The sequence below is a fragment of the Zooshikella sp. RANM57 genome, from assembly GCF_050749885.1.
In the GTDB taxonomy this organism is placed as follows: Bacteria; Pseudomonadota; Gammaproteobacteria; order Pseudomonadales; family Zooshikellaceae; genus Zooshikella.
The window spans coordinates 1-983 of the sequence record NZ_JBOIUB010000052.1; the positions used below are offsets into that span (position 1 = coordinate 1).

At 33.5% G+C, this 983-nt stretch carries 1 pseudogene; it reads left to right on the plus strand.

The features are described 5' to 3' along the window. Nucleotides 1–590: pseudogene (locus tag ACQ96U_RS27085) on the plus strand (hypothetical protein); the annotation flags it as partial. Between the last annotated feature and the right edge of the window lie 393 nt (nucleotides 591–983).

Here is a 983-nt window from a genome sequence, read left to right on the forward strand (position 1 = left end):
TAACACACATGGAGTCAGCTTATTTAGACTGGAAATCCAGCGTATTAGAAATTAGTCGCACCGTGTCGATGGCAAAGGAAGGTCAATTTGAGGATTTTAAGGAATCCGTTAATGAGGCACTTAATAATCCAGGCACACCAATTACAGGGAGTGAGCCTGCACATACCCTGACCTTAAATAGTGAGAGTCACTGTCTGGAAGCTAGTATCGAACTTGCCACTTTGAATCTTACTAATGACTATAATATGGCGGGACTTGGTAGCTCACGTCGAATTAAACAAATTAGCATTACATTACCTACTTTATTAGGACCCTATCAAGATATTCAGGCAGTTATGACCTATACAAATGGGCCTTTGGGTATACACTCAAGCTGCAAACAAATTGCTATATCACATGGTATGAATGATAGTGGACAATTCCAGTTGAATTTTGATGACAGAGAGTATCTTCCATTTGAAGGGCTGCCCATTGATAGTGGTAACTTAACATTTAAATTCCCTAATGCTAGTACTGATCAGAATAAACAGGTGTCTATTCTACAGCATCTGAATGATATAATACTGCATATTAATTACACTATTAGATAACTAGTATCTGTCATATGTATTCTATTTATTAAAAAAGGACTATTTTATGGATACAATTTTCCTATTAGCGAATAAAACTGTTCAGATTGTGTTAAATTACCTTTATTTTCTATTTTTTTAAAATAGAGATCAGCTCAGTAATTGTTAGCGTTTTTCCCCACATAAAAATCTTGAAAGCCAATTATCGGTTGGATTAGATATTTTTATGTAAGTACTTAATTTTTAGTATTAAAATACAACTTTTATTTTAAATCACTAAAGATCAGTGACTACCTATACTTTTTTTATCGGATCATGTAATACGTATTAAATAACTTTTTTATCAAGGTGATGATGATGTCAAAACGCCTCAGTCCTTTTATTTGTTAATTAGTTTTTAGCGCCAAAGAGCAG